The sequence below is a fragment of the Acidimicrobiia bacterium genome (assembly GCA_040881685.1).
Classification (GTDB): Bacteria; Actinomycetota; Acidimicrobiia; order IMCC26256; family PALSA-555; genus SHVJ01.
The window spans coordinates 1-19,712 of the sequence record JBBECS010000033.1; the positions used below are offsets into that span (position 1 = coordinate 1).

Annotated in this window: 20 protein-coding genes and 1 pseudogene; 9 read left to right on the plus strand and 12 right to left on the minus strand. The window is 70.1% G+C overall.

Features of this window, described 5'->3' with window-relative positions:
• The first annotated feature begins 201 nt into the window (after positions 1-201).
• The 8 genes from WEE69_07660 to WEE69_07695 all read left to right on the plus strand — a co-directional run bounded on the left by WEE69_07660 (position 202) and on the right by WEE69_07695 (position 6,498).
• Entirely contained in the window at positions 202-948 is a 747-nt protein-coding gene (locus tag WEE69_07660) for a hypothetical protein (protein MEX1145165.1), read from the plus strand.
• 2 nt (positions 949-950) lie between these two features.
• Positions 951-1,364 (plus strand): 4Fe-4S binding protein, encoded by a 414-nt coding sequence (locus tag WEE69_07665; protein ID MEX1145166.1) that lies wholly within the window; start codon positions 951-953, stop codon positions 1,362-1,364.
• A 122-nt stretch (positions 1,365-1,486) separates the two neighbouring features.
• Positions 1,487-2,176, plus strand: coding sequence for a selenite/tellurite reduction operon b-type cytochrome ExtP (extP, locus tag WEE69_07670; protein MEX1145167.1), 690 nt, complete (start codon positions 1,487-1,489; stop codon positions 2,174-2,176).
• A 26-nt stretch (positions 2,177-2,202) separates the two neighbouring features.
• Positions 2,203-3,090: a menaquinol-cytochrome c reductase cytochrome b subunit gene (locus WEE69_07675; GenBank protein MEX1145168.1), complete on the plus strand. Its 888-nt coding sequence runs from the start codon at positions 2,203-2,205 to the stop codon at positions 3,088-3,090.
• A gap of 9 nt (positions 3,091-3,099) precedes the next feature.
• Positions 3,100-3,951 carry a Rieske 2Fe-2S domain-containing protein gene (locus WEE69_07680; GenBank protein ID MEX1145169.1) on the plus strand — a complete coding sequence of 284 codons (852 nt, stop codon included), beginning with the start codon at positions 3,100-3,102 and terminating at the stop codon, positions 3,949-3,951.
• 97 nt (positions 3,952-4,048) lie between these two features.
• Entirely contained in the window at positions 4,049-5,335 is a 1,287-nt protein-coding gene (locus WEE69_07685; protein ID MEX1145170.1) for a c-type cytochrome, read from the plus strand.
• A complete protein-coding gene (locus tag WEE69_07690) occupies positions 5,332-6,174 on the plus strand; it encodes a hypothetical protein (GenBank protein ID MEX1145171.1) in 843 nt (280 codons plus the stop codon). Before WEE69_07685 ends, WEE69_07690 begins: the two co-directional genes overlap by 4 nt.
• 90 nt (positions 6,175-6,264) lie before the next feature.
• Entirely contained in the window at positions 6,265-6,498 is a 234-nt protein-coding gene (locus tag WEE69_07695) for a hypothetical protein (protein MEX1145172.1), read from the plus strand.
• 2 nt (positions 6,499-6,500) lie between these two features.
• Here the strand turns inward: WEE69_07695 and hemL are convergent, their stop codons facing one another.
• From hemL to WEE69_07730, 7 genes and pseudogenes are all read right to left on the minus strand, one after another.
• On the minus strand, positions 6,501-7,784 hold the full coding sequence (hemL, locus tag WEE69_07700) for a glutamate-1-semialdehyde 2,1-aminomutase (GenBank protein ID MEX1145173.1): 1,284 nt from the start codon (positions 7,782-7,784) through the stop codon (positions 6,501-6,503).
• Positions 7,785-7,833: 49 nt separating this feature from the next.
• Complete coding sequence (gene hemB, locus WEE69_07705; protein MEX1145174.1) at positions 7,834-8,814, minus strand: porphobilinogen synthase; 981 nt, start codon at positions 8,812-8,814, stop codon at positions 7,834-7,836.
• Positions 8,815-8,879: 65 nt separating this feature from the next.
• A complete protein-coding gene (cobA, locus tag WEE69_07710; protein ID MEX1145175.1) occupies positions 8,880-10,331 on the minus strand; it encodes a uroporphyrinogen-III C-methyltransferase in 1,452 nt (483 codons plus the stop codon).
• A gap of 77 nt (positions 10,332-10,408) precedes the next feature.
• Positions 10,409-11,266: a hydroxymethylbilane synthase gene (hemC, locus tag WEE69_07715; GenBank protein MEX1145176.1), complete on the minus strand. Its 858-nt coding sequence runs from the start codon at positions 11,264-11,266 to the stop codon at positions 10,409-10,411.
• Positions 11,267-11,357: 91 nt separating this feature from the next.
• Positions 11,358-12,635, minus strand: a complete 1,278-nt coding sequence (locus WEE69_07720; protein ID MEX1145177.1) for a glutamyl-tRNA reductase — start codon at positions 12,633-12,635, stop codon at positions 11,358-11,360.
• Positions 12,611-13,270 carry a bifunctional precorrin-2 dehydrogenase/sirohydrochlorin ferrochelatase gene (locus tag WEE69_07725; protein ID MEX1145178.1) on the minus strand — a complete coding sequence of 220 codons (660 nt, stop codon included), beginning with the start codon at positions 13,268-13,270 and terminating at the stop codon, positions 12,611-12,613. The genes WEE69_07720 and WEE69_07725 overlap by 25 nt, the downstream gene beginning before the upstream one ends.
• Positions 13,270-14,037: pseudogene (locus WEE69_07730) on the minus strand (redox-sensing transcriptional repressor Rex). Before WEE69_07730 ends, WEE69_07725 begins: the two are co-directional and overlap by 1 nt.
• A gap of 73 nt (positions 14,038-14,110) precedes the next feature.
• Here WEE69_07730 and WEE69_07735 point away from each other — a divergent pair.
• Positions 14,111-14,839, plus strand: a complete 729-nt coding sequence (locus WEE69_07735; protein MEX1145179.1) for a hypothetical protein — start codon at positions 14,111-14,113, stop codon at positions 14,837-14,839.
• Here the strand turns inward: WEE69_07735 and WEE69_07740 are convergent.
• The 5 genes from WEE69_07740 to proC all read right to left on the minus strand — a co-directional run bounded on the left by WEE69_07740 (position 14,836) and on the right by proC (position 19,614).
• Positions 14,836-16,482, minus strand: coding sequence for an AMP-binding protein (locus tag WEE69_07740; protein MEX1145180.1), 1,647 nt, complete (start codon positions 16,480-16,482; stop codon positions 14,836-14,838). The genes WEE69_07735 and WEE69_07740 overlap by 4 nt on opposite strands.
• A gap of 271 nt (positions 16,483-16,753) precedes the next feature.
• Positions 16,754-17,605, minus strand: a complete 852-nt coding sequence (locus tag WEE69_07745; protein MEX1145181.1) for an SAM-dependent chlorinase/fluorinase — start codon at positions 17,603-17,605, stop codon at positions 16,754-16,756.
• Positions 17,606-17,705: 100 nt separating this feature from the next.
• The gene (locus WEE69_07750) at positions 17,706-17,909 is read right to left on the minus strand and encodes a helix-turn-helix domain-containing protein (GenBank protein MEX1145182.1); all 204 of its coding nucleotides are present in this window, start codon (positions 17,907-17,909) and stop codon (positions 17,706-17,708) included.
• A 26-nt stretch (positions 17,910-17,935) separates the two neighbouring features.
• Complete coding sequence (locus WEE69_07755; GenBank protein ID MEX1145183.1) at positions 17,936-18,814, minus strand: phosphatase; 879 nt, start codon at positions 18,812-18,814, stop codon at positions 17,936-17,938.
• Positions 18,811-19,614, minus strand: coding sequence for a pyrroline-5-carboxylate reductase (gene proC / locus WEE69_07760; GenBank protein MEX1145184.1), 804 nt, complete (start codon positions 19,612-19,614; stop codon positions 18,811-18,813). The genes WEE69_07755 and proC overlap by 4 nt, the downstream gene beginning before the upstream one ends.
• Positions 19,615-19,712: the final 98 nt, after the last annotated feature.

Genomic DNA, 19,712 nt, shown 5'->3' on the forward strand with positions numbered 1-19,712 from the left:
GGGGGGGGGGGGGGGGGGGGGCGCCCCCCCCCTACACCCAGGAGAGGGAGCCTGCGACCTCGACCAGAGAGCTGGTTCCCGGCCCGCAGGGAGCGACCGAATGAAGAATGTGCTGTATCCACAGGTAGCGTGGTAGGAAACGGCCCGCGCGAAGGGCTTCTACGGCATTCGGGTACGAGCGCTCGGGAGGACAACGGCGACATGCCCAACCTGCTGCCCGACTGGTCATTCGATCTGCCGTGGGGTCTGGGCGAGTTCGACGTGCGAGCCGCCGGCCGCTTGATCTGGTTCAGCATCCTCTTGATCTACGGCATCGTGATCGTCGTCGCGCTGATCAAGCCGCCCTTGCTCAAGCGACCCTTCCCGAACGTGGTCGGCTACGCGTTGATCCCCGGGATCATCATCGGCGGGTTGCTGCTCGGGAAGTTCATCCCGTCACTCCAGCGCACGATCATCCTCGGCGCCATCGCCGCGCTCGCCGCGCACATCCTGATGCTGGTGCTCAGCCGGAAGCCACGCGATCCCGACCGGCCCGCTACGTGGGCAGAGTGCTTCGCGGGCGCCACCGCCGCGTTCGCACTGTTCGCGCTCGCGTACGCGATCGTGCCGCACGAATGGCTCACGTTCGCCAACGCGCAACTCGAGTGGGGCGACAACTCGAAGTTCATCTTCCAGAGCACCGACGACATCCTCGGGCTGATCAACATCCACTACCCGTTCAGCATGGACTATCCGGCGCTGCGCGACATCGTCGTCACGATGATCTATGCGGTGCTCCTCGGTCTGAACGTGAAGCTGTGGATCATGTGGCAGCACCGCTTCGAAGTGAAGGCGGCGCCCGATGCCACCGAGACCGCACCGGAGCGGCGCTCGCGCTTCGGCCGTCCGCTTCGTCGCACGCAGCCCGAGCCCTCCGGTCCGGTCGCGCCCGCACCCGAGGGGGCGTAGCGATGGCCAAGACCGATGCCAACCCGCCGATGCCCGACTTCATCACCGACTACCAGCTCCAAGAAGTCGACCCCGCGTTCCTGACCCAGTCGGTGAAGCCCAAGCAGTTCCTGCACATCGATCAAGCCGAGTGCATCCTCTGCGAGGGCTGCGTGGACATCTGCCCGTGGAAGTGCATCCACATGGTGTCGGTCTCGGCGATCTCGGAGGCGATCGGCACCGATCAGCCGGGTGAGGATCCCCGCGATCACGTGGCCTTCATCGTCGACGAGGACATCTGCACCCGGTGTGCCCTGTGCGTGGACCGGTGTCCCACTGGTGTCATCATCCTCGGCAAGCTCGATCCCAACGTCGCCGAAGGCGACCCCCACACGCGTACGAATCGCCACGGCTATTCGTACGGCGTGCGGTTCTGACCCAGGAGCACTTGGTGGCCAACGGCAACGGCAGCGGCAACGGGCACGGGCCCCGTGAGCGCGTCTCTGCCGCGCTCGAGAAGGTCGACGAGAAAGTCCGCGGGTCGCAAGCGTGGACCGCCATCTTCCGACCGGGTTCGATCTACCGGCGCGGCTACACCGACAGCCCCCGCAACCGCTCCTACGTGATCATGAACAACGTGCTGTACCACCTTCACCCGGTGAAGGTGAAGCGGCACGCGGTGAAGGTGTCGTACACCCTCTGCCTCGGCGGCCTGTCGTTCTTCCTGTTCATCCTGCTCACGGTCACCGGCATCTTCTTGATGTTCTTCTACCGGCCGACGGAAGCCGCGGCGTGGCCAGACATCAAGACGCTCGAGACCGCGGTCATGTTCGGCTCGCTCGTCCGCAACATGCACCGGTGGGCCGCGCACCTCATGGTGATCTCGGTCTTCCTGCACATGTGTCGCGTCTTCTACCACGGTGCCTACAAGACGCCGCGCGAGTTCAACTGGGTGATCGGCGTCGTGCTCCTGCTGCTCACGCTGCTGCTCTCGTTCACCGGCTACCTCCTGCCCTGGGACCAGCTCGCACTCTGGGCCGTGACCGTCGGCACGAGCATGGCGGGGTACACCCCTGTCTTCGGTGACGGCGTGAAATACGTGGCCCTCGGATCGAACGAGATCAGTGGTGACACGTTGCTCCGGTGGTACGTGCTCCATGTGCTCCTCTTACCCTTCGTCATCGTGATCTTCATGGCTGTCCACTTCTGGCGTGTCCGGAAGGACGGCGGGATCACGGGACCGCTCTAGGCCGCGCGAAGGAGACGCCGACACCCATGGCCGAGGTTCCCGAACACCTGCTGGCGCGCTCCCGCGAGCGCCGCAAGGCGCTCGGCCTCCCCGTGCCCGGTGAGGAAGAGGGCGAAGCCCCCGCAGCAGCCGACGCCGCTCCGCCCGCGGGTGGTGGCGGCGACGTGCCACCCACGGGTGGTGGCGGCGACGAAGGCCCGCCCGCCGGTGACGGTGGTGGCGACGGCGGCGATGGTGCGGACGGCGGCGGCGACACCGGCGGCATCCCCGCGCACCTGCTCGAGCGCTCGAAGCGGCGACGCGCCGCGCTCGCCGGCGATGCCGCGCCCGCCGCGCCCGCCGCGGCCGCGGCCGGTGGTGGTGGAGGGACGGCGACCGCGGTAGCCGCGCCGGCGGCACCCACGGCCACGGGTCCGGGCGGTCACACCCAGCGACTGCTCACGGTGGTCAAGTCGGGCTCGATCCAGCAGACGCGCGCCGAGGCCCAGGACAAGGTGCACGTGTGGCCTCACCTGCTGGTGATCGAGTTCGCCTCCCTCCTGATCGTGACCGCCGCGTTGACAGTGTTCTCCGCCGTGGTGCGCGCGCCGCTGCTGAGCGGCGCCGACTTCAACAAGACACCGAACCCGTCGAAGGCGCCGTGGTACTTCCTCGGTCTTCAGGAGCTCCTGACGATGTTCCACCCGATGGTGGCGGGGGTCACGATCCCCGGCGTGGCCCTGGGCCTGCTCATGCTGGCGCCGTTCATCGACAAGAACCCGTCGCACAAGCCGAAGGACCGCAAGTTTGCGATCGCGGTCTTCACCATGTTCATCATGATGTGGGCGGTGCTCGTCATCATCGGCTCGTTCTTCCGGGGCAAGGGTTTCAACTTCGTGTTCCCCTGGAACGACGGCATCTTCTTCGAGCTGTAGGAGCAGGACGTGGAGATCGCGGTTGGCGTGGTCATCGTGCTCGGCCTGGGCGCGGTCGCGCTGTTGGCCACCGCGCGCACCCGAGCGGCAACCGGGCGACTCACTCGCGAGACGCGTCGCGCCGATGCGTCACAGCTCGCGCCCGGCGCGGAGCCGGAACCGGTTGCAGGCAAGGATGTCGAGCCGGTCGACGATGCTGCTCGCGCCCGGGCCGACCAGTCCCGCCGGGCCGCGGAAGGCGGTTCGCTCGTGCCGACCGGCGAGGCGGCGGTAGCGCGCTACGAGCCGGTCGACCTCGAAGAGCTGGGCGTGACGCGCCGCCAGTTCTTCAACCGGGGAATCCTCGCGAGCCTCGGCGTCGGCGCGGGGGCGTTCGGCGTGGCATCGCTCGCCTTCCTGTGGCCATCCACCGGCGGGGGGTTCGGTGACGTGGTCACCGTGGGAAGCATCGACGAGATCGACGACAAGCTCGCGACGAAGACACCCTTCTACAACGCCGGCGCGCGCACGTACATCCAGCCGTACCCGAAGAACGCGATCAAGAAGGCGAAGAACGCTTACGACTCGCGCTTGCTCCCGGGGATGGAGGCGGGATACGTCGCGCTGTACCAGAAGTGCCCGCATCTCGGCTGCCGGGTGCCCTGGTGTCCGTCGTCGCAGTGGTTCGAGTGCCCGTGCCACGGATCGAAGTACAACCGGGTCGGCGAGAAGAAGGGCGGGCCCGCCCCACGCGGGATGGACCGCTTCGTGATCACCATCCAGGACGACGACATCATCGTCGACACGAGCGAGCCGCTCCAGGGGCCGCCGATCGGCACCGACACCACCGGTCAGGGCCAAGAAGGCGCTCCGTGCGTGTGAGGTCTCCGGAGGCGAACGCCCGCGCCGCAGGTACCCTGCGGCGCAGTGAGTCATGGCCCGAGCGGCCCGGCCCGCAGGGCCGAGAGCGGGGTAGGTAGTGAGCTTCAAGCTCTCGCTCATCCTGCTGAACGTCATCGCGATCGGGGCGACGCTCTCGGTGATCGCCTGGTACGTCCTCAGCAAGGAGCGCAACCCGGAACCCGAGCCGGCCAACCTGACGCCGTTCCTGGCGGACGACGCGCTCGAAGGGCGCCGACTCGAACGCGTCCTCGGTTGGTCGCTGCTGATGAGCGCCGTGATGATCATCGCCCTCGTCGCGTACTTCATCTGGGAGCCGTTCCGCACCGCCGATGCCAAGGACCAGTTCCTCGATCGGTCGATCGAGCGCGGCGCGGTGCTCTTCGCCAACGAGACGAGTCCGGTCTACGAATCGGAGTTCTCGCTGCTCTGCGCCGACTGTCACGGCCCTGAGGCGACGGGCGGCGTGGCGCCGTTCACGCTCCAGCCCGAGGCCGACGAGTGCCAAGAGGAGGAGAACCAGAACAACTTCCGAAAGCCGCGGTGCCTGCCGGTCTCCGTGCAGTGGTCGGCACCTGACCTCACGCGGGCGCCGCTCATCTACAGCAGGGCGCAGCTCATCGAGATCATCACCTACGGGCGGGCGGGCACGCCGATGCCACCGTGGGGCGTGAAGAGCGGGCTCGGCCCCAAGAACACCCAGAGCATCGCCGACCTCGTCAACTACATCCAGAGCCTGTCGATGACGCCCGAGCAGGCGATGAAGCAGTCCACCGAGAGGATCGAGGAGTACCGCAAGACGGCCCGCGACCTCGTGGACAACGGCAAGACCGGTCCGGACCGCGCGGGGTTGCTCGTCGACGTGGAGGAAGCGACGGCCGCACTCGAGGCGGCGCAGGCCGACCCGGCAACGAGCGCGGCTGACCTCACTCGGCTGACCAACGACCTCGAGCTCCTGCAAGAGGAGCTGGCCCTGGCAATCGCGTCCCGCGACGACGTCGAGAGCCTGTCCGACGGTGCGGTGCTCTTCCGGCTCAACTGCGCGCGCTGCCACACGAAGGGCTGGTCGCACTTCCAGAACGATCCGACCAACGTCGACCTCCCGCCCCTGCCGCCCCAGGGCAGCGGCGCGTACGGCCCGAACCTCACCGGCGGTGCGGTGCTCCTCCAGTTCCCGGGCGAGGCGGGTCGCCTTGCGCAGATCGCGTGGGTGACCGACGGGGTCGACAAGAACGGGGTGTACGGCCTGCGCGGCATCTCGTCTGGTCGGATGCCGCACTTCGGCAAGGTCCTGAGCAAGGCGCAGATCGAGGCGATCGTCGACTACGAGCGCAGCCTCTCGGGTGAGGAGACCGAAGCGTCATGAGCGTGGTGGTGTTCGCGGCCGAGGTGCTCCACAAGACGATCTGGTACCCGACGATCCTCGGGATCCTCGTCGTGCTGTTCGCGGTCGCGCTGTTCTGCGGCTCGCTCTACGTGCTGCTGGCCACGAACCTCGGCGCCCGACTGGGCTTTCTGATCGCGTTCACCGGGCTCACCGGGTTCATGGTGGTCCTCACCCTGCTGTGGCTCACGACCGCGTCGCCGCTCAACACACTGAAGGGACGCATCCCCGAGTGGAACGTCGAGGAGGTCGTCGCCAACCCGGCCAAGGCCAAGACCGCCGAGATCCGCGACGTCGAAGAGAACGGCCGGGTCGTCGGCGTGGCAAAGGCCGCCGACGTGAAGGCTGCAGTCGACGAAGCGCTGGTGACCGACGAGGAGATCCCCGCCGAGGGTCCGTTGCCCGCGAACGCCAACAAGTTCGCCAAGTTCGTGGAGACGACCGAATACAAGGTCGAGAAGACCTACGAGATCGGCGGCAGCGAGCCGAACCCCCTCGACTTCGAGATCACGCACAAGCCGCTCTTCGCCGTGGCCGAGTTCTGCGAGCTCGCGCCACTCGATCCCGTCCGTTTCCCGTTCGGCGTGGCTCCGCCGAAGAACCCCCCGTGCGACGAAGAGTCGGAGAACAACGGCTTCATCGTGTTGAGCCGCGACCTCGGCTCGGTGCGGGTGCCGCCCATGGTCGCGTTTGGCGGCAGCTCCCTCTTGTTCCTGCTCGGATTGCTCTCCCTCCATTGGCGTGAGCGAGACGAGCAGGAGGCAGAGAAGCGCGCCGCGTCCACTGATCTGGTGCCGGCGCCGGCGCCGGCCAACGCCTAATGAGAGGTCGTGATCATGCGTAGAAAGCTGAACGCCCGCATTCGCTCCCTCGCTGCGGGTCGGGATACCCGACCCGCGGGCGCTCGCTCGTTGGCGAGCACCCTCCGCTCGCTGACGCTCGCTACGGGTGCCGCATTCTTTGCGCTCGCAACGCCGGCGGGGGCGCAGCAGCTCATCGACGCCGGTCGCGGGCACGTCGACGGATCCGGCGGCTCGGCGTTCGTGGTCTTCACGATCATGGTCTTCGGCATCGGGTTCGGCCTCTTCTTCATGGACCGCGTCCGCCGCCGCGCCACCGAGCGCGACGGCGGTCCCACCTCGTAGCGCTAGGCGACCGCCGACGCGGCGTCGGCCGCGAGATCGATCGTGCGGTCGATGTCGGCGTCGGTGTGGGCGAGGCTTGGGAAGATCGATTCGAAGGCGCTCGGTGCGAGGAACACGCCGCGCTCGAGCATGGCGTGGAAGAACCGGGCGTACCGCTCGCCGTCGGCCTTCTTGGCATCGTCGTAGTCGCGGACGTCGTGGGCTGCGAAGAACAGCCCGCCGATCGTGAAGGCACGCGGTGTCTGCACCTCGAGCCCTGCCGCGCTCAGTGCGTCACGCAAGCCGTCGAGCAGGCGCGCCGCCGTGCGCGCCAGCGCGTCGTACGCACCGTCATCGAGCTCTGCGAGCACGGCGAGGCCGGCCGCGGTGGCGAGCGGGTTCCCCGACAGCGTGCCGGCCTGGTACACGGGACCGAGCGGCGCGAGCGCGTCCATCGTGGCTGCAGGACCAGCCACGGCCGCGAGCGGGAGTCCACCACCGATCACCTTGCCGAAGATCGAGAGATCGGGCGTGATGCCGGTGCGCCCTTGCATCCCGCCGAGCCCGACTCGGAACCCAGTGATGACCTCGTCGAACACGAGCAGGGTGCCGTCGCGCGTGCAGCGCGCCCGAAGGTGCTCGAGGAACCCCGGCTGGGGCGCGACGAGGCCCATGTTGGCGGCGACCGGCTCGACCAGCACTGCGGCGAGCTCGCTCCCGTGCGCGTCGAACACCTCGTCGATCGCCTCGAGATCGTTGTACGGCACGACGATCGTGTCGGCGACGGTGCCTTCAGTGACGCCGGCCGAGCCGGGGAGCCCCAACGTCGCGACACCGCTTCCGGCCGCCACGAGCAACGCGTCGAGATGCCCGTGGTAGCCACCAGCGAACTTGAGGATCTTCGATCGTTCCGTCGCGCCGCGCGCGAGCCGGGCGGCGGTCATGGCCGCCTCGGTTCCTGACGAGACGAGGCGAACCTTCTCCACCGAGGGGACCCGCTCCGCGATGGCCTCCGCGAGGAGCACCTCGCCCGGTGTGGGTGCGCCGTACGACATGCCCGCGCTCGCCGCGCGCTGCACCGCCTCGACGACCTTGGGGTGCGCATGCCCGAGGATCGACGCGCCCCACGACTGCACGTAGTCGAGGTACTCCTTGCCATCAGTGTCGACGAGGTGGGCTCCGGCGCCCGACGAGACGAAGAACGGCTCGCCGCCGACTGAGGCGAAGGACCTCACCGGCGAGCTCACCCCGCCAGGGATCCGAGCCAACGCGCGCTGAAACAGCTCCGAGCTCATGGTCGCACTCACTCGGGAGCGGGGTACCCGCTCCCGTCCTTCGGGACGTTCGTCGCTCGAGTCACGAACTCAGCCGCTCGACGACCTCGCGGGCCAGGTACGTGAGCACGAAGTCGGCGCCGGCGCGCTTGATCGCAACCAGGTGCTCGAGCGCGACGGCTTCACCGTCGATCCATCCGTTCGCTGCCGCGGCCTTGAGCATCGAGTACTCGCCGCTCACGTGGAACGCGCCGACCGGCACGTCGAACGCGCTGCGCACCGCCGCGATCACGTCGAGGTACGCGAGAGCCGGCTTGACCATCACCATGTCGGCGCCCTCGGTGATGTCCAGCGCGGTCTCGTCGATCGCCTCGCGGGCATTCGGCGGGTCCATCTGGTAGGAGCGCCGGTCACCGAACTGCGGCGCGCACTCCGCCGCGTCACGGAACGGTCCGTAGAGCGCCGACGCGTACTTCGCCGAGTACGCGAGCACCGCCGTGTCGTCGTGGCCCGAAGCGGCGAGCGCGGCGCGGATCGCCCCGACCTGGCCGTCCATCATCCCCGACGGCGCGACCACGTCGGCCCCCGCTTCGGCCTGGGTGACCGCGATCTCCGCGTAGCGCTCGAGTGTGGCGTCGTTGTCGACCTGCTGGTGGCGGTCGAGGATTCCGCAGTGGCCGTGGTCCGTGTACTCGTCAAGGCAGACGTCGGCCATCAGCACCATGCCGTCGCCAACCTCGTCGCGCAGCGATCGCAACGCCACCTGGACCACGCCGGACGGGTCGCTCGCGCCGGAGCCGAGCGCGTCCTTGCGCGCGGGCACACCGAAGAGGATCACCGCCGGTACGCCGAGATCCGTGAGCGCCCGCACTTCCTTGCGCAGGCTCTCCTGCGTGTGCTGCATCACCCCCGGCATCGACGCCACCGGCTCCGGCGCGTCGATGCCTTCCTTCACGAACAGCGGCGCCACCAGGTCATCGACCGACAGCCGCGCCTCGGCCACGAGCCGGCGAATGGCCGGCGTGCGGCGGAGTCGGCGCGAGCGCTGCTCGGGAAAGGGCACGACCCAATGGTAGGGCGTGCCCTTCCGACCTCTCTCCGCCGATCCCCTCCACGGAGCTGCCTGGCTCAGGTCCCGAGGGTCTCCCGGAGGGCGGCGATCAGGCCGTCGATCGTGTGCTCGGTCGCCTCGGCGCCGACGCGCAGACCGCATTCCGCCGCGGTCTTGGACGTGATCGGCCCGATCGACACGATGATCGGCGGCGGTTCGGAGAGCTCTCGCACCGCATCGCAGAAGTTGTTCACGGTCGACGACGACGTGAAGGTGATCGCGTCGACGTCACCGGCGCGAACCCGCTCCACCATTGCCGGGTCGGGTCGCGTGGGAACCGTCCGGTAGACGGGGATGACGTCGACGTTGTAGCCCTTCTTGTGCAGGCCGTCGGGAAGCACGTCTCGTGCCTGCTCGGCGCGGGGCAACAGCACGCGCTCTCCCGGCTCTGAAGGATCGGGGAACGCCTCGAGCAGCGACTCGGCAACGAAGTCGTCGGGCATCAGGTCAGCCCGGATCCCGCGGGCCACCAGCTCCATCTCGGTAGCAAGGCCAATCACGGCCACGCCCACACCGGCCAGCGCGCGGGCGTCAAGTCCTGAACGCAGGAGACCTCGGTCGAAGAACGCCGCCACCGCGTTCGCTGACGTGAACACGATCCAGCCGTACCGATCGAACGCTGGGAGCGCGAACTCGAGCGGCTCGATCGCAATGGTCGGGAGCTCGATCACCTCCGCGCCGAGCGCCTCCAGCTGCTCCCGTAGCTCGCTGGCCTGCTCGCGCGCACGCGTCACGACAACGCTTCGGCCGAACAACGGCCGCGCCTCGAACCACGCGAGATCGAGCGCCGCGACCTCGCCGACGACGATCGCCGACGGCGGCAGCACTTCGGCATCGCCGATCGTGGCCAGCGTGGCCCGGACGGTTCGCTGATCGGATCTCGTGCCGTTGCGCACCGCAGCAACCGGCGTGTCGGGCGCTCGGCCTGCGCTGATGAGCTGCGCCGCGATGTCTCCGATGCGACCCGCACCCATGAGGATGACGAGCGTGCCGCCCGCGGCAGCGAGCGCGGCCCAGTCGACGTCGGTGCGCCCCTTCGTCGGGTCCTCATGACCGGTGACGACGGTGAAATGGGTCGACAGACCCCGATGTGTCACTGGGATGCCGGCGTACGCCGCCGCGGCGATGGCGCTCGTGACACCGGGCACGACTTCGAACTCAACTCCCGCGGCCGCGAGCGCCTCGGCTTCCTCGCCGCCGCGGCCGAACACGAACGGATCGCCGCCCTTCAGGCGCACGACCTGCCTGCCCGCCCGGCCGTGCTCGACGAGCAGCGCGTTGATGTCCTCCTGTGACATCTCGTCCGATCCCGGCGTCTTCCCGACGTCGATGCGCTTGGCTTCGCCGGACACGTGGTCGAGGAGCGCGGGAGAGGCCAGCCGGTCGAAGACCACGACGTCGGCTTCCATGAGCAGCTCGAACCCGCGTCGCGTGATCAACTTCGGATCGCCGGGCCCGGCGCCAACCAGCGCGACCGTTCCAGGGCCTTCTGGTCGATGCCGCGAAGCGGCATCTCCTGTGCCGCCGGTCGGCGGAGCCGCCGGCGTCACGTGAGTTCCACGGCGTACGAGATCGCTGCGGCCAAGGCGCGACCGGCCGTCGCGGCGTCGGCGTCGCGCGCCGACTCACGGATCACAATCCGGCCGTCGAGCGACGCGATCAGGCCCTCGATCTCCACGTCGCCATCCGCGACTATCCCGGCCAAGGCGCCCACCGGTTGGTCGCAGCCGCCACCCAGCTCGGCGAGGAACGCGCGCTCGGCGTCCACCGCGCGATGGAGATCAAGCGAGTCGATGGCCGCGAGGCGATCGTGCGTCACCGCGTCGTCTTCGCCGCACTCGACCGCGAGGGCGCCTTGTGCGATCTGCGGGAGCATCTGCGTGGTGGGCAGCCGCTCAGCGATGCGGTCACCGAGCCCGAGCCGGTCGAGCGCGGCGGCGGCAACGACGATCGCGTCGAACCCCGCTGCCTTGGCCAAGCGGGTCTGCATGTTGCCGCGCAGATCGGCGAACCCGACGTCGGAACGAAGCGCCGCGAGCTGGGCCCGTCGCCGCACGGAGCCGGTTGCGACAACCGCACCGGCTCGGAGGTCGTCGAGCGTCGACCCCACGAGCGCGTCGCGCGGGTCACCACGCTCGGGAACGGCGGCGATGACCAGCCCCGGAGTCCGCTCGGACGGGAGATCCTTCGCCGAGTGGACGGCGATGTCGGCGCGCCCGTCGAGCACGGCTTGCTGCACTTCCTTGACGAAGACGCCAGTCCCACCCATCGCGTGGATGGGCGTGTCCTTCAGGTGATCGCCGGTCGTCGACACGATCACGAGCTCGGCCGGCTCGCCGACCAGCTCGATCACGCGTTCGGCCTGCCAGCGTGCGAGCGGGCTGCCACGGGTCGCGATCCTCATACCCGCTCTCGGCCGCATGGCGGCCGGGCCGCTCGGGCCCCGCTCGCTGCGCCGCGGGGTACCTGCGGCGCGGGCGCTCGCTTCGGAGCGCTCACTCCTCGATCAGGTCGTCGAGCGCAAACAGCGCCGCGAGGGCATCGGCGTAGAGCTCGCCGCGTGCCGAACCGGCGGCGTCTTTGAGGCGCACCGTCGGCTCGTGCAGCAGCTTGTTCACTACGCCCTGCGAGATCTGCTCGACGAGTGCGCGTTGCTCGGGCGACAAGTCGGCGAGCTTCGACTCGTAGCGCGCGAGCTCGTCGGTCCGAACGTCCTCGGCCCGACCGCGGAAGCGCTCGACGAGCGGGGCCAGCTCGCGAGCGGACCGGTCGAGGCGGAATCGGTCCAGCTCGTCGGTGATGATCACGCGCACGTTGCCGACCTCGGCTCGGCGCGCCTCGAGGCTCGCCTCACCGAGCGCCTTGAGGTCGTCGATGTCGAGCAACGTCACCCCGAACACCTGACCGACACCGGGGTCGACGTCACGCGGCACTGCCACGTCGACGACGAGCAGCGCGCGACCGTCGCGCCGCTGCATGACCTCTTCCATATCGCTGCGCTCGATGAGGGTGCTCGGCGAGCCAGTGGACGCCAGCAGCACGTCACTCGTCACGAGTGTGTCCACGACTTCGTCGAGCGCGATCGAGCGGCCGCTGAACCGGCGCGCCAGGTCACGCGCGCGAGCCGGGCTGCGGTTGGCCACGATGATCTCGCCGACGCCTGCACCGGCCAGAGCGATGGCCATGCCCTCACCCACGTCGCCGGCGCCGAGCAGCAGCACCCGTCGCCCTTCCAGCGATCCAAGGCGATCGCCGGCGAGCGTGACCGCGGCCGACGCGATCGACACGGCATGGCGACCGATCCCCGTCTCGGTGCGCGCCCGCTTGCCGACCTCGACCGCCTGACGGAACGTGCGCGACAGGAGCTGACCCGTCGTGCCTTCGCCCTCGGCGACCTGCCACGCCTCGCGGACCTGACCGAGGATCTCGCCTTCGCCGATGATCATCGAGTCGAGGCCGGCGGCCACGCCGAAGAGGTGCGTCACGGCCGCGTCGTCATGGAACGTGTACAGCTGCTCCGCAAGAGAGTCGGCGTCGACGCCTGAGCACTCGGCCAGGAAGTGGCGCACGTCGTCCACCCCGTCGTGGAAGCGGGTGGTGCGCGCGTAGACCTCGGTGCGGTTGCAGGTGGACAGCAGCACGACCTCGGCGAGGTGCTCCCTGGCCGCGAGCGAATGCAGCGCCTTCGGGAGGCCCGAGGGCGGGACCGTCATGCGCTCGAGCAGGTCGACCGCAGCGGTCCGGTGGTTCAGTCCGACGACGATGAGAGACACGCTTCGAGGAGCTCCTTCGCTTCGGCCGTGCGGCCGACGCGGATCAATTCCACCATGCCGGAATCGAGCGCCCGTCGCCAATCCACCGTCTCGCTCGACCGACCCCCGGCCCGCAAGGCTTCGCGGGCTTCCGAGAGGAGGCTGCACGCCACCGCATACTCGGGCCCGAGCTCGGCGGCGAGGTGGTCCTTGAGCCATGCAGCCAGCGCGGGGCTGCGCCCGCCGGTGCCGATGGTGACCACGAGGTCGCCTTGGCGGATCACGGACATGAGGGTGAACGAGCAGTTTTCGGGGTCGTCGGCCGAGTTCACCCACACCCGGCGAGCCTCGCCCGCCTCGAAGACCGCTCGGTTGACGGTCGGCTCGCTCGTGGCGGTGGTGGCGAGCCATGCGCCGTCGAGGTCAGCCGGCGCAAAGGCGCGCTCGTCGACCGTGATGCGGCCGTCATCGCGCCACACGCGCACCTCCGGACCGATCTCGGTTGCGACGACGTGCACGTCGGCGTCAGCGTCGAGCAACGACTCGATCTTGCGAGCGGCGATGCGTCCACCGCCGACCACGACGCAGTGTCGACCGGCGACGAGCAGGTTGACCGGGTAGCCACCCAACCCCGCTCGCTTTGGCTCGCGCGTCATACGCGGGCGCCGTCGCGTGACGGCTCGACCCGATGCTGTTGGTAGAAGGAGAGGATCTGCAGCTCGGTCGCGAGGTCCACCTTGCGTAGCGACACGTGCGCCGGAACGGTCACGACCGCGGGTGCAAAGTTGAGGATCGATCCGACCCCGGCTGCGACCAACCGATCAGCCACCTCCTGCGCCGAGGCGGCTGGCACCGCGATCACGCCGATGGCGACACCGCGCTCGGCCACGATCGCGTCAAGCATGTCGAGTGACTCGATCGGGAGCTCCCCCACTTGACCACCGACCTTCGAAGGATCCGTGTCCACGAGCGCGACGATGCGAAAGCCGCGCGCCCCGAAGCCGCGGTAGTTGGCGAGCGCGTGCCCGAGGTTCCCCAGCCCGACGATCGCCACCGGCCAGTCGTGGGTGAGGCCGAGCTCGGTGGTGATCTCGTCGACGAGCTCACCGACCATGTACCCAACGCCGCGGGTGCCGTAGGTGCCGAGGTAGGAGAGGTCCTTGCGCACCTTGGCCGCGTTGACCCCTGCGAGCTCGGCCAGCTGCTCCGAGGAAACCGTCGGGACGTCCTGGTCCGCGATCTCGAGCAACGCCCGGTAGTAAAGGGGAAGACGCGCAACGGTGGCCTCGGGAATCCGGCGATCCTGGGGGATGACGCGCTCCTTGCTCCCGCGTGCCCGGGCTACCCGAGCACCGCAACCAGGGTACCGCCCGCTCGTGCATTTCTTCACAAGCGCTCCTGCCGTCCGATCCGGCCGCTCCACTCCACCTCGGCGACGGTTCGCTGCGGCGCCGGGTACCGGCGCCGCGCGCGCTCACCTCTACGCTCGCCGGGCGATGGTGACGGGTCTGGCGTTCCTGGCCACGGCGGTGGCCGCGCTCTTCGCCGAGGCCGCGTTCGTGCGCTGGCTGCAACGCCGCAGCCCACACCTCTCGGCGTGGGCCGTCGCGCTCGGGTTGTTCGCGCTGGCCTCGGGCCTGCTCGCGCTGGGCACGTCGAACGGTTGGAACCGCGGCACCTTCCGCGTCTTCTACCTGTTCGGCGCGGTCCTCAACGTTCCGTGGCTCGCACTCGGTAGCGTGGCCCTGCTCCTCGGCTCCGATGTCGCCCGGCGCGTTCGCTGGTTCCTCGTGTTCTTCTCGGGATTGGCGGCGGGGGTGCTGCTGAGCGCGCCGATGGACCCGGTCCACGGAACGGCCATCCCGGTCGGGAAGGACGTGTTCGACGCCGGTCCCCGAGTGCTCGCCGCCGTCGGCAGCGGCGTGGGCGCGACCGCGATCATCGTCGGCGCCGTGTGGTCGGCGGGCCGCGCGGCGCGGCACCGACGCGGTAGCGGCGAAGGTCGGCTCGCGTTGGCCAACGCGCTCGTTGCCCTCGGCACACTCGTGCTCTCGGGTGGCGGGCTCGTCCAGGGGATCGTCGGCCACGACGAGGCGTTCACGCTGACCCTCGCCGTCGGCATCGGCGTGATCTACGCCGGCTTTGTCACTACTCAGTCGCTCCCTGCGGGTCGGGAACCACTTCTCCGGTCGACTCCGCAGGCTCCGTCTCGGCGCCGCGCCTAGTCACGAAGCTCGCGGCGTAGGAGCTTGCCGGACACGGCACGGGGGAGCTCGTCGACGATCTCGAAGCGCGTCGGGCACTTGTAACGGGCGAGAGCGTGCGCGCAGTGCGTGCTCAGGGCGTCGGGATCGAGATCGTGCCCGGGCGCCGCCTGCACGTACGCGACCACGGCTTCGCCCGTGCGCGGGCTCGGTTCGCCGACCACCGCGGCGTCGGCCACATCGGGGTGGGCGCGCAGCACGTCCTCGACCTCCACCGGGAACACGTTGAAGCCCGACACGATGATGAGATCCTTGGCCCGGTCGACCAGGCGGAGACCACCGTCGTCGTCGACCACGGCCACGTCTCCGGTGCGCAGCCACCCGTTGGTGAGCACACGGTCTGTCGCCTCGGTGTCGTGCCAGTAGCCGGGGAACACATTGGGCCCGTGGACCCAGAGCTCGCCGGGGTCACCCGCCAGCGCATCGGCGCCGTCGGCGTCGACCAGGCGCACCTCGACCCCGGGGATCGGCGGGCCGATCGATCCGGGCGGCGGCGCGCCACCCATGAGCGCGGTGGTGGTGACGATCGGCGACGCCTCGGTGAGCCCGTAGCCCTGATGCAGCTCGACGTGGAAGCGGTCACGAAAGGCGTGGGCAACGTCGCTCGGGAGCTCGGCCGCGCCGGAGACCGCGAGCCGGACGCTCGAGAACGTGTCGGGTGCGAGGTCGGCACCGACCCACGCCGCGAACATCGTCGGCACCCCGGCGAGCACCGTCACTCCCTGGGCGCGAACCACGGCGGCCGTCGCAGCGGGTTCGAAGTGCGCGACGAGCGCGACCGCCCCACCCGCGGCGAGGCTCACTCCGAGCACCACGTTCAGACCGAACACGTGGAAGAAGGGCAGCGCACCGAGCGCGACGTCGGACGACGAGACCCGAAGTCCCGGGTGGTCGAGGACCTGGCGGATGTTCGCGGCCAGGTTGCCGTGCGTGAGCATCGCGGCCTTCGGCGCGCCGGCAGTACCGGAGGTGAAGAGCAGCACGGCGGTGTCGGTGTCGGCCCGTTCGACGCGCGGCGCCCGCTCGTCGGGCAGCGCATCGAGGTCCACCCGAACAACGCCTTTGGCCGCCGCGCCCAGCATCGACACGCCGGGGCCACTCGCGAGCGCGAGCTTGGCCTCGAGCACACTGAGCTCCCGCTCGAGCTCGGCCGGCGGCGCCATCGGGTTCAGCGGCACCGCGATCGCCCCAACCTGGAGCACCGCGAGATACGACGCAACGAACATCTCGTCGTTCCCGCTCATCACCACCACCCGATCCCCGGGCTCCACCCCCCGCCGCACAAGCTCCCCGCCCAGCCGCTCAACCTGCTCAGTCACAGTGGCGTACGAAGTAACCCCCCGCGCACCAACGAGGGCCGGCGCGTCAGAAGCACCGCCCCCGAGCAGCACCTCGACCAAGTTCACGGCCGGATCGTACGAGCAAGACCGCGCGGCGACCGAGCAGCCGGGTCGACCCGGAGCCGGGGGACCCCGAGCCGAGAGGAGAAAACGCCGGCCGCGGGCGTGGGCCTTGGGGCGGGCTGGGAGGCCGGTGAATGTCGTCGGGAGAACCCGACGACTTCCACGCAACCCACGCCCGCGTACCGGAGTCTTTCCCCGCATCGTCCCCGTTCCGTGGTCCCTTGAGGGCGTTCGGCCACGGGGAGTGAACTTTTACTCCGGGCTCACCCGCCAGGGGAAAAGGGGCCCGCGTGGAGCACGAACTGGGCGAACGCGGCCAGGAGGATCAGGGCCAGGAGGCCGACGATCGCGATGGTGGTCCCGGGGCGCACGGCGTGATTCTCCCAACTTTCCCGCTCATCGGCGCATTGGCGCCGGGCCGCTTGGGCCACGATCGCTGCGGTGCACGATACGTGCCGCAGGCGCTCCCTCTTCAGCTCGGGACCCGGTGCGCATCGGAGGCGCTGGCACCTGGCGGGACCAGGGTCACAGGAGACCCCGCGCGCAGGTCGAACTCGGCCGCGGCGGACCGGCGGTCGAGAGCGAGGGCGACCATCCCGTAGGAGTCGACCAGGAGGACCAGCTCCGAGGGCTTGGCGTCGGCGTAGGCGCGGACCCAGCGGGCCGACTTGGCCCGCTCCCCCATGCGCACCTCGAGCGCAACGTCGGGGGTCACGCCGAGCCCCTCGAGCTCGTCGGGTCCGACGTTGAGCTGGCAGTTGCCGAAGCGGTCGACCCACCACACCTCGGCTGCGATCGCGCCACCCTCCACGACCTGGGGCAGGCCGACGAGCCCGGGCACGAGGCCGGCCGGGTCGACGTCGGCGCCGAGGTCGCCGATCGGCGTGCCGGACGCGAGGTACGCGGCCGCGGGGGCGAGCACGTCGCGACCGGCGAACGTGGGACCCGGGGCCGGCAGCCGGTGCTCCTCGCTGGTCAACGCGACCACTCTCGTCGCCCCACCGAGCATCGCGACCGCGGGCGCGAGCAGACCGTTGTCCGGGCCGAGGAGCGTGGCGCCATCGGTCTCGACCGCGACCAGGCGCCGGTCCGTGGCGACCCCGGGATCGACCACCGCGAGCACGACCGCGCCCTCGGGCAGGTACTGCACCGCGCGCACGAGAGCGAGGGCGCCAGCCCGCACATCATGAGGCGGGAGCTCGTGGGTGATGTCGACGACCTGGAGGTCGGGCGCCACCCCGAGCATCACGCCCTTGCAGACCCCGACGAACTCGTCAGCCAACCCGTAGTCAGAGAGAAACGCAACAAGTGGCGGCGGGCTCACCAATGCGGCACCGGAGCGAAGCGGAGGTGCTTGCCCAGGGAGTGAGCGCCCGCGGCGTAGGTACCCTGCGCCGCAGCGGACGACCGAAACAGGGAGGTGCCTACCCCGCCTGCGTGTACCGCGCGGCGAGGTAGGCGTCGACGTCGGCGGGGAGCACTCGGAACGAGCGCCCCACGCGCACCGCCGGAAGGTCCCCCGCCTTGATCAGGCGGTAGACCGTCATGGACGATACTCGCAGCATGTCGGCGACTTCCTGAACCGTCAGGAAGCGCGCTGTTGCAAAGGACTGCGCCACGCGGCTCACCCCTCTCCCCCGCTCGAGGTCGGAGATTAGGCGTCCGGGGCTCGTGTTGTCGAGTGTGACTCGTGAGCATCTCGTGCGCGGTGGGGCACGAGCCGCTCGAGGATCACCTCGTAGGCGCTGGGGGGCGCGCCGTCGTGGATCGGCACCACGCACACAGGCATGCCCCGCCGGGCCGCCACACCCAGGGCCAACGCGTCCAGATCGGCGAGGGCGATGGTCTGGTGGCCCTCGCCGATCGCAGCGGCCGCGAAGCCGTGGTCGGCGATCGCGAGCTTGGGCCGACCGACGACGAAGAGCCACTCCCGGCCAGCTAGCAGCCCGTCGTCGGCCAGCACCGACAGGCCATCGCTGACCACCGCAACACCGTCGTGCCACCACAGGACCTGCTCGGCGGCGCCTTCGACGGCCTGTCGCTCGCACGCCAGGACCTCGGCGCCGTCAGCGGACAGGGCTGCCGCGAGGCCCCGGTACAGCGGCAGGAGCGCGGCCGGCCGGCCGGTGCCGAGCGCGATCCGCGCCCCAGGCACCGCAGCACTCGCGAGCACGTCCGCCGCCGCGTCGGCCGCCTCCAGCGTCCGCTTCGGGTCGATGGCCGCGCGGGGGCTCTTCCCGTCCCAGCCCCAGATCGCGTCGATCGCGGCGTGCGCCTCGTCCCGGCTGACCCGGCCGAGGTCGAGCCCGAGCATGGCCTCGGGTGCACCGGCAACGAGCTGGGCGACGAGGTGCTCGACCTCGGTGCGTCCGAGCAGCGGATGCGGCCCCGCGACGTGGCCCGCAACCAACCGGCGGCTCGGCGACGCCGGCTCCGCGGCTCTCTCGGTGTCGACGGCTTCGTCAGCCGGACGCTTGCACGGCGGCGGATCGTCGAGACGCGGTGGTCGGTTGCGGCGCGGGCGACGGCTCATGTCTCACCCAGCTGGCGCGATCGCTCCGTGGCCACCCGTACCGCGTCGAGGAACGCGGCGCGCACACCCCGCTGCTCGAGTGCATGCAGCCCGGCCGCAGTGGTCCCGCCCGGCGACGTGACCGCGGCGCGCAGGGTCTCGGGCAGCTCGTCACCGTCCGCGAGCAGCTGCGCGGCGCCGAGCAGCGTCTCGCGCACGAGCGCGTCGGCGGTCGGTCGTGGGAGACCCGCCAGCACCCCGGCCTCGATGAGGGCTTCGGCGACCAGGAACACGTACGCAGGACCCGATCCGGAGAGACCGGTCACCGCGTCGAGCTGCTGCTCGGGCACCTGCACGACGATGCCGACCGACCCCAGCACACGCTCCGCAGACTCGAGGTGCGCCGACGTCGCATGACGACCACCCGCGATCGCAGTAGCTGCGCGGCGCACCAAAGCCGGGGTGTTGGGCATCGCCCGGACGACCGGGCGACCGGGCACGGCCGCTTCGACCGTCGCGATCTTCACGCCCGCGGCAATCGAGATGACGAGCGTGTCCTGGGCGAGGCTCGTTGCGGCCTGCTCGAGGACCCCCGCCACGTCCTGGGGCTTCACCGCGACAACCACGACCTCGGCGTCGGCCACGGCCCAGGCCGCGCTGGGCACGACCCGCACGCCCTTGAACCGCTCCTCGAGGTCCCGTCGGCGGTCGGCGTCCACCTCGGCGATCGCGATGCCGTCGGGCTCGTATCCGGCGTCCAGCAGCCCGCCGAGCAGGGCTTCACCCATTCGGCCACCACCGAGGAGCGCAAGCCGTTGCATCGGGCGAGGGTACGCCCCTGCGCCCGACGCGGAGCCGACCAAAATCCTGGGCGCGCTCGCTGCGCCGCAGGGTACCTGCGGCGCGGACGCTCGCCAGC

Bases quoted from the DNA above. Each gene is read 5' to 3' on its own strand.
- WEE69_07660 (MEX1145165.1), top strand. From the start codon at position 202: ATGCCCAACCTGCTGCCCGACTGGTCATTCGATCTGCCGTGGGGTCTG.
- WEE69_07665 (MEX1145166.1), top strand. From the start codon at position 951: ATGGCCAAGACCGATGCCAACCCGCCGATGCCCGACTTCATCACCGAC.
- WEE69_07675 (MEX1145168.1), top strand. From the start codon at position 2,203: ATGGCCGAGGTTCCCGAACACCTGCTGGCGCGCTCCCGCGAGCGCCGC.
- WEE69_07690 (MEX1145171.1), top strand. From the start codon at position 5,332: ATGAGCGTGGTGGTGTTCGCGGCCGAGGTGCTCCACAAGACGATCTGG.
- hemC (MEX1145176.1), bottom strand. From the start codon at position 11,266: ATGAGGATCGCGACCCGTGGCAGCCCGCTCGCACGCTGGCAGGCCGAA.
- WEE69_07725 (MEX1145178.1), bottom strand. From the start codon at position 13,270: ATGACGCGCGAGCCAAAGCGAGCGGGGTTGGGTGGCTACCCGGTCAAC.
- WEE69_07735 (MEX1145179.1), top strand. From the start codon at position 14,111: ATGGTGACGGGTCTGGCGTTCCTGGCCACGGCGGTGGCCGCGCTCTTC.
- WEE69_07740 (MEX1145180.1), bottom strand. From the start codon at position 16,482: ATGCGGGGAAAGACTCCGGTACGCGGGCGTGGGTTGCGTGGAAGTCGT.
- WEE69_07755 (MEX1145183.1), bottom strand. From the start codon at position 18,814: ATGAGCCGTCGCCCGCGCCGCAACCGACCACCGCGTCTCGACGATCCG.
- proC (MEX1145184.1), bottom strand. From the start codon at position 19,614: ATGCAACGGCTTGCGCTCCTCGGTGGTGGCCGAATGGGTGAAGCCCTG.